Source organism: Bradyrhizobium sp. AC87j1 (assembly GCF_002936975.1).
GTDB classification, from domain to species: Bacteria; Pseudomonadota; Alphaproteobacteria; order Rhizobiales; family Xanthobacteraceae; genus Bradyrhizobium; species Bradyrhizobium shewense.
Genome location: NZ_PTFE01000271.1, coordinates 1 through 762 on the forward strand (window position 1 = coordinate 1; position 762 = coordinate 762).

General features: G+C 62.6%; 1 protein-coding gene and 1 pseudogene. Both read right to left on the reverse strand.

All coding sequences use genetic code 11. From position 1 onward, the window contains the following. A partial coding sequence (locus CV770_RS41270) for a transposase (protein ID WP_146101285.1) occupies positions 1-237 on the reverse strand: 237 nt, incomplete at its 3' end. A 341-nt stretch (positions 238-578) separates the two neighbouring features. Further along, positions 579-710: pseudogene (locus tag CV770_RS41275) on the reverse strand (IS5/IS1182 family transposase); the annotation flags it as partial. Positions 711-762 lie beyond the last annotated feature (52 nt).

Below are 762 nucleotides of genomic sequence, written 5' to 3' on the forward strand. Positions count from 1 at the left end.
CTCCAGTTCGCGCTCCGAAAGACCGTAGAGCGACTGCAGCAGCACCGCGCGAAACAGCACAAGCACCGGATAGCCTGGACGACCGGGGCTCCCTTCATCCCGCAAATGGCCGATCAGCTTCTCGAACCGGTACCACTTGACCAGGCCAGCCAACCGATCCAGCGCCGCATTGGCGCCGGCGCCCTTCGGCATCAGCGCTTCCACAAAGCTCGGCTGTCCTGTCCGCTTCACCGCCATCGATACCTCCAAGGCTTTGACCTAGGGAATCACAACTGGCGGATTACGCAACAGGCCCCTTGTGGGAGAAGGTGGCGTAGGCGGCCTCTGGCCGCCATTCTTAGGAACGCCGAAGCGGAGCTTCGGCTATGGCGCCGGATGAGGGGTGTCTCTCCGCGACGTAATTTCCATAGAGTTCGCGGAGAGAGACCCCTCACCCGTCTCGCCGCTATGCGGCGAGACACCCTCTCCCACAAGGGGCCTGTTGCGTTATCGGCTTTTGAAGTTGAGGACGGCAGGAGAAGGGCCGTGGTTACGGCAATTGCCAGCCAAGTCTGTAGTGGTCGCCCTCGGCGGGCGGCTCAGGCCGCGATCGTGGCCCACCGCCTCATGTTGAAGGCGATCGAGGCGAGCAGGACCTGCCCGCTTGCCTTCATCAGACCAACGTAGCGGATGCAAGTCAGTCGCATGCGGCGTTTGAGAGTGGCGAAGGTGGTCTCAACCTGGGCTCATCGGCGCGCGATGAGGCGGTTGTAGCGTTTGAGC